Here is a 6,727-nt window from a genome sequence, read left to right on the forward strand (position 1 = left end):
GACACCCTACCTTTTGCGGAGACTGTCCCTATTAAAAATATTCATTAGTCAATTAGCGAGAGGGATCATCCGCCATTTTACAGCTGCCGTTTGATCACAGTTATCCCTATTACCAATATCCGTTTGTTTATTTGTAATGGGGATATATCAAATGATAGCCCCACCCAATTGCAGGGTAACCCTGTCATTACTATGATTTATCAAATCTTTAAAGATATGAGGCGAAATTTCAAGTGAATATTTATAAACAATTTGAAAATAGATTGGAATGGAAACACAGAATGTAGATAGGTGTATGTTAAGGGATTAGGGAATGTATTAATTTATTAATACGGAAAATTATAGTCTTTTCTACTTGTGAAAACTAGTAAAAAGAGTGTTCTTTAATTTAATTATTTAACGCGACAACGTGTAATAATATACAGAAATAATTGATTATATATTCTATTTTTATAAAATATAGACAGACAAGAATTACCGTGTTATAATGATTTTGCCTTTAAAGGTAAAATATGTGAAGGAGGAATTGTAACCATGTTTGCAGTCTGGAAATCTTCAAGACGATTTCTAGCCATGTGCTTGGCGGCTTCCATGTTAACCAGCATGTTCAGTGGAGCTGCTTTTGCCGTGGGAGAGACGCAGACTCCAACGTGGAGCAGCAGTGCGCCACAACTTTATGATGCAGGTGGAAATCCCCTGCAAGCGAAAGGCCCGGAACTCGCGCCGGAAGAACCCAAATTTACCCATTACGAGTATACGGGAAAAAACTATACGGACCTCAATGGAGAGGAAGTCCGTGCTAGCGACATCTTTGAAGTAAACCGCGAAGATCCTCACACAACGGCTACCGTAGCCTATGATTCAGAGGAAAAAGCAGTTCTCGGTGCGGTAAACTTTGAAAAAGAGCGCTCGGACTATGTCCAGGTGCTTTCTTCGGATGATTGGGAACTGACGGTCGTACGAAACGACGCAGAGGGGAAGAAATTCCTCGATGGGAAGTTTTATAACAGTGATTATGTACAGGACCCAGAAGACGGATGGCGCACAGTCGATGTTCCTAGAAGCTGGACAACCTATGAAGGGGCTGACTGGGACACTCCGCTTTATGGCGATACGGTAATGCCTTGGCAGCTTAAGTACGATTCGGATGTCCAGGTTCCTGGTATTCCGGTAAATTACAGTCCAGTGGGATTTTATCGAAAGACATTCACAGTGGACGATTCCCTCTATGGAAATGACAACCGTATTTTTATCAATTTCCAGGGAGTTGAGACGGCCTATTATGTGTGGGTCAATGGAAAAGAGGTCGGCTATAGCGAGGATAGCTTCCGGCCACACGAGTTTGACATTACCGACTACTTAAACCCAGCAGGAGAACCGAATATCCTGGCAGTTGAGGTTCACAAGTTCGCAGACGCAACCTGGATGGAAAAACAGGATATGATCCGCGATGGCGGTATTTTCCGCGATGTCTACCTGTTCGCAACCCCGCTGGTTCATATCAACGACTACCAGCTGGAAACCGATCTGGACGATCAGTATCAGGATGCGACCCTGAAGATGGATGTCAATGTCAAGAATTTTAGTTCCGTTCCGGTGGACAACTATGCCGTAGAGGTAAAGCTTTACGATGCAGAGCAACAGCTGGTTCCCGAGGAGCAGTTTGAGACCCAAAGCTTTGATGTGGGTAAAATTGCATCTGGCGAACAGTCCAGCAATAAACAGGCATGGGCTGTAAAAAATCCACATCTGTGGTCCGCAGAAGACCCCTATCTCTATACGTTGGTTCTGAATCTGTATGATAAGAATACAATGACGTATGTAGAGAGCATTTCTCAGCAGCTGGGCTTCCGAGAGATTGGCTTTACACATACGGAACTCGATGATTCTTATCACAATATCACAGAGGAATATGAGCCGATGACGATCAACGGGCAGCCGCTCCTCATCAAAGGTGTCAACCGTTGCGAGTCGGATCCATTCTATGGAAAGTATGTTCCACGCGATGTGGCAGAAGAGGACGTCCGCTTGATGAAACAGTATAACATCAATTCGGTTCGTACTTCTCACTATGGAGACGATGAATACTTCTATTATCTCTGCGACAAATACGGCCTGTACATGATGGCAGAAGCCAACATTGAAGCGCACTCGTTGATTAATGAGATCGATACGATGGCGAAGTATTTCACCAAGGTAGCATTGGAAGACCGGACACCGACCTCTTTCCATACATTGAAGAATCAGACCTCTGTCATTATGTGGTCCATCGCCAACGAGACAGGGTATCCACAGCTGGAGGATTCCGACAGCCTCAAGGCGATGGAAGACGGCGATTATATTTTCCCGAAGTTGGTTGCTTATTATCACGACCGCGACCAGACCCGACCGGTACATAGTGAAGGTATGCGCTATCAGGGCGGCACCGATATGGATAGCCGGATGTATCCGACTTTGGAGCGTGTACAGCAGGCGGCCGATGCAGAAACCAAGATGCCTTACATCATCTGCGAGTATGACCATGCGATGGGCAACGGTGTTGGAAACCTGAAAGAATATTGGGACATCATCCGCAGCAAGCCCCACATGTTGGGCGGTTATATTTGGGACTGGGTGGATACAGTGCGTGCAACGGATATTGAGGATTGTGCACGGCAGTATAATATCACCGAGCTGAGCAATTATGGCGTCACCATGCAGGTCCAGGGTGGAGACAAGCAGGAGGATGCAGACCCGGCCGAAGCGGTGGTGGACAAATCTTTTGGAGGGTTCCTTGTTCTTCCGAAGGACAAAAACACCATCTATGACCAGTATCTCTCCGGGGAAAACATCAACTTTACGCTGGAGACCGTTGTAAAACCACAGGCGGATGTGGCCGATAATATCTTCATTGCGAAGGGCGACTACCAGGTGGCGCTAAAAACATCCGACGATGGTACGCAGCTGGAATTCTCCCTATGCGCAGAAGATGACGGCAATTATTCTTGGCCTGCAATCTTCTGGGACCTTCCGGAAGACTGGGCAGAGAAATGGCATCAGATTGCAGCTACCTATGATGGTAAGGTCATGAAGCTCTATGTTGACGGCGAAGAAGTCGGCAGCAAAGAAGGAAGCTATCAGGTGCCCAATTGGGACGGGATCGATGCCCTCGGCATTGGCTATGATTCTAAGAACCCCGACCATACGCTCAGAGGGCAGATGTCTCTCGCCCGCATCTATGCCAGGGCATTGACACAGGAAGAAATCGTGGCGCAGCGCAGTACGGACGCCCCCATCCAGCCAAACAGCGAGGACGTACTCGTTTGGGTGGACTATTCGCAACCATTTGAATCGGCCAAAACTGGCAACTACAATTACTATGTAGAAGATTTTGCCCATAATCGCCTTTATAACAACGGAGAGATGGACGGAAAGTTCTATGCTTTTGGCGGCGACTGGGGCGACTATCCGACGGACTATGATTTTTGTGCAAATGGCCTGGTATCTGCGGACCGCGATCCACAGCCAGAGCTGTATGAAGTGAAATACCAGTACCAGAATTTCTGGATGACAGCGGATGAAACACAGATCAAAGACCGTCAAGTGACCTTCTACAATGAAACCAGCTTTACCAATTTGGACCAGTATGAGGTATCCTGGCAGCTGATGGAGGATGGTAAGGAGATCGACCAAGGCTTCTTGCATGAAGAGCTTGGTCCGCGTGAGACAAAAACGTTTACCGTTCCTTATACATTACCCGCAGAGAAAAAGGCTGGTGCGGAATATTATCTGAATATCTGGATTCGCCTGAAGGAAGATACCCTCTGGGCGGAAGCAGGGCATGAGATTGCACATGAGCAGTTTGCCATTCCGGCAGATGCACCGGCAGTATCTCCTGTGATTTCCGACCAGGAAGTGGTGATCGATCAGGAAAGCGATCCACAGGTAATCACCGTAACGGGAACAGATTTCCACTTTGAGATCGATAAAACGACAGGCGCCATGCAGAATTATTACTATAAGAATGATCTTCTTATTGAACAGGGACCCATCCCTGACTTCTGGCGCGCAAGAAATAGCAACGATGTCGGCAATGTCGATGGCGATTGGCAAAAAGCCAATAAAGATATTTCTGTAGAGGAAAACGGGATTCAGATCTCTCAGAGACGCGACGGCCGTATGGTCATCACTGCAAATTTGATTTTGAACAGTGGAAAGGGCGCAAAAGAAACGGTTATCTATACCATCGACGGCTCTGGTGTAGTGACGGTCAGCCTGACTTTGGATGCCAGGGGAACAGGGCTTGGTTCCATTATGAAGGTCGGTTCCACAATGACGCTTCCTGTTGGCTATGAGGACATCACCTGGTACGGGGACGGTCCATCTGAGTCGTATACCGATCGTGGCAGCTATGCGATGACTGGATTGTACAACTATACAGTTGACGAAAGTTTCTATCCGTTTGTGGACCCGCAGACTTCCGGCAATTTCAGTGGTGTGAAATGGATGGCTTTGACAGGAAGCGACCGCAATACCGGCATCATGGTAGCTGCTGATGAAAATTTGGAGGCAAGTGCTCTGCGCTTTACTATGGACGAGCTGGACGAAGCGAAGCATCCCTTTGAGCTTCCAGACCCAGACGGCAGAACCTATTTCCATGTCGATCTGATTTCTCGCGGTATCGGCAACGCGAGCTGCGGACCGGACAACCTGGAACAGTATACAATCCCAAATGATCGCGCTTACTCTTATCAGTACTCCATCGTTCCTTTTGAGAATGGCGCAGATCTGATGGAACTCAGCAAGCCGTGGCGCTTACCCGATCAGGAAGAAATCGACCGACAGGCTGCCAAGGTGGTAGAAGACGCTATCGCAGACATTTATGTTTATTCGTACAGCCAGCTGGAAGTAATCGAAGCGGTTAAGGCGCAGTACGATGCATTGACCGAGGCGCAGAAAGAGCTGGTTCCCAACTACGGCGACTTAGAGAAAGCTTTGGCGGATGTCTATGCTTTGGAAGGGACTGTCACCGTTATCAAAGATCAAAGTTCCCATCATATCGATACGGAAATTCCCGACAGTGCGGAATTGATTCCCGACGAGACGTTTGGGCTGGTTTTAGGCGGGAATATGCCGATTCCCAATACCAAAGGTTCCAATGGTGGCGACATCTTTAGCGAAGTATTCCAAGGAAAGCATCCCTTTACCGTAGAATCGTGGTTTAAGCCGCTCGAATCCAATATGGGCGATGCATACAATGTGATCGTTGGAAAGGGAGACGATTGCTTTGGCTTGCGAGCAACCTTGCAAGGGGATGCAACCTATTATGAGTTATATCTGAAGTCTGGAAACAATTGGTATACCGTAGAGGATACGCTCACTGACAAGGTGCTAAATGTCAATGAATGGCATCACATTGCTGGTGTGTATACAGGAACGACCTTGCAGATCTATCTGGATGGTGAGATGATCCTGGAGAATGTAGATGGAAGCCGCAATGGCATGAATGCAACAGATACAAATTTCTGGATTGGTTATGATCCTGTAGGAGGCTTTGTCGGAAAGAATGAGTACGCGATTACACGTGTTTATTCCAGAGCTTTGACGGAGGAAGAACTGACCGGCCAGGAAAAATATGACCGTAAGGAAGCAGCCGAACCCGCAGTTGCACCAGAAGATGAATCGGTCGTCCTGTGGATGAACTTCGCGGACATCGAGTATCGGGATGTGCCGGAAGCGGGCGCAGAAGTGGCCCTGTCTCCAAAACGTGCAGAAATTGTTGTAGGAACCAGCCAAGAGTATACGATTGTAAAGGCCGCTCCGACGGCAATTGCAAAGGCGGGTTCTGCACGTGCAGCAGCAACGCTGGAAGATCTGCAAGCACTGCTGGATCAGGCAAACGCCATTGATACCAGCATCTACACCGAGAGCAGTGTTGCAATCTTGAAGGCGGCAATCAATGTGGCAAACGTTGTTGTTGCTACGCCAGGTGTAACGGAAGAAATCATCGACAGTGCTTACAACATGCTGAAGGCCGCTATCGAAGGTTTGGTGTGGGACGATACCTATGAAGTGATGTCTGCAGATTGGTCGGTGGTGGATGTATTCGGCAAGCCGGTAAATGGTGTCACCATTACCCCGAACCAAGAGAACCCGGGTAAAGCAACAGTCCATGTTGAAAAAGATGTCGCAGAGGGAACTCAGTTGCGCGTGATGGCGACGAACATCAATGGCAATGAGAATCTCACAGCAAAGACCTATGCAACCGTCGTTCCAGAGCCGGAAAAGACCCCGCGCGAAAAGCTGGAAGAACTGTATCTGGAAGCGACCAAAATTCACGACGCAGGCCAGGGCGAGTATCTGGAAGAGGCTTGGAATGCGTTCGAGTCCGCTTATGAGGCGGCAGGAGCAACGCTTGACAACGAGGCGGCGACGGACGACGAGCTGAGAAATGCAGCAGAGACTCTGCAAAATGCCATTGACGGCTTGACCGCAGAAGAGCCATCTGAGCATAAGCTGTTGGTTGAGTTCGACGACAATGTGACTTTGTGGGTCGACGGAGAGAAACCGCCCTATGCGGATAAGCTAGGCAGCTATACGGCAAATGTTATGGCAGGCGATGAAGTACAACTGACCTTTGCTCCGAGAGTGGACGGCAGAGAATTTGCAGCAGCCTCTGTGATTGTGAACGGTGAAGAGACAGCAATCGATATCGAGGCGCTGGAATCCACAAGAGCGATTGACTATG

1 protein-coding gene is annotated in these 6,727 nt (G+C 48.1%); it reads left to right on the forward strand.

What is annotated here, in order from left to right; genetic code table 11:
- Positions 1 to 534: 534 nt before the first annotated feature.
- Positions 535 to 6,727 (forward strand): glycoside hydrolase family 2 TIM barrel-domain containing protein (locus tag B9Y59_RS15635; RefSeq protein WP_158088928.1); only part of this gene is annotated, 6,193 nt, incomplete at its 3' end.

This window comes from Anaeromassilibacillus sp. Marseille-P3371, assembly GCF_900169665.1.
GTDB lineage: Bacteria > Bacillota > Clostridia > Oscillospirales > Acutalibacteraceae > Anaeromassilibacillus.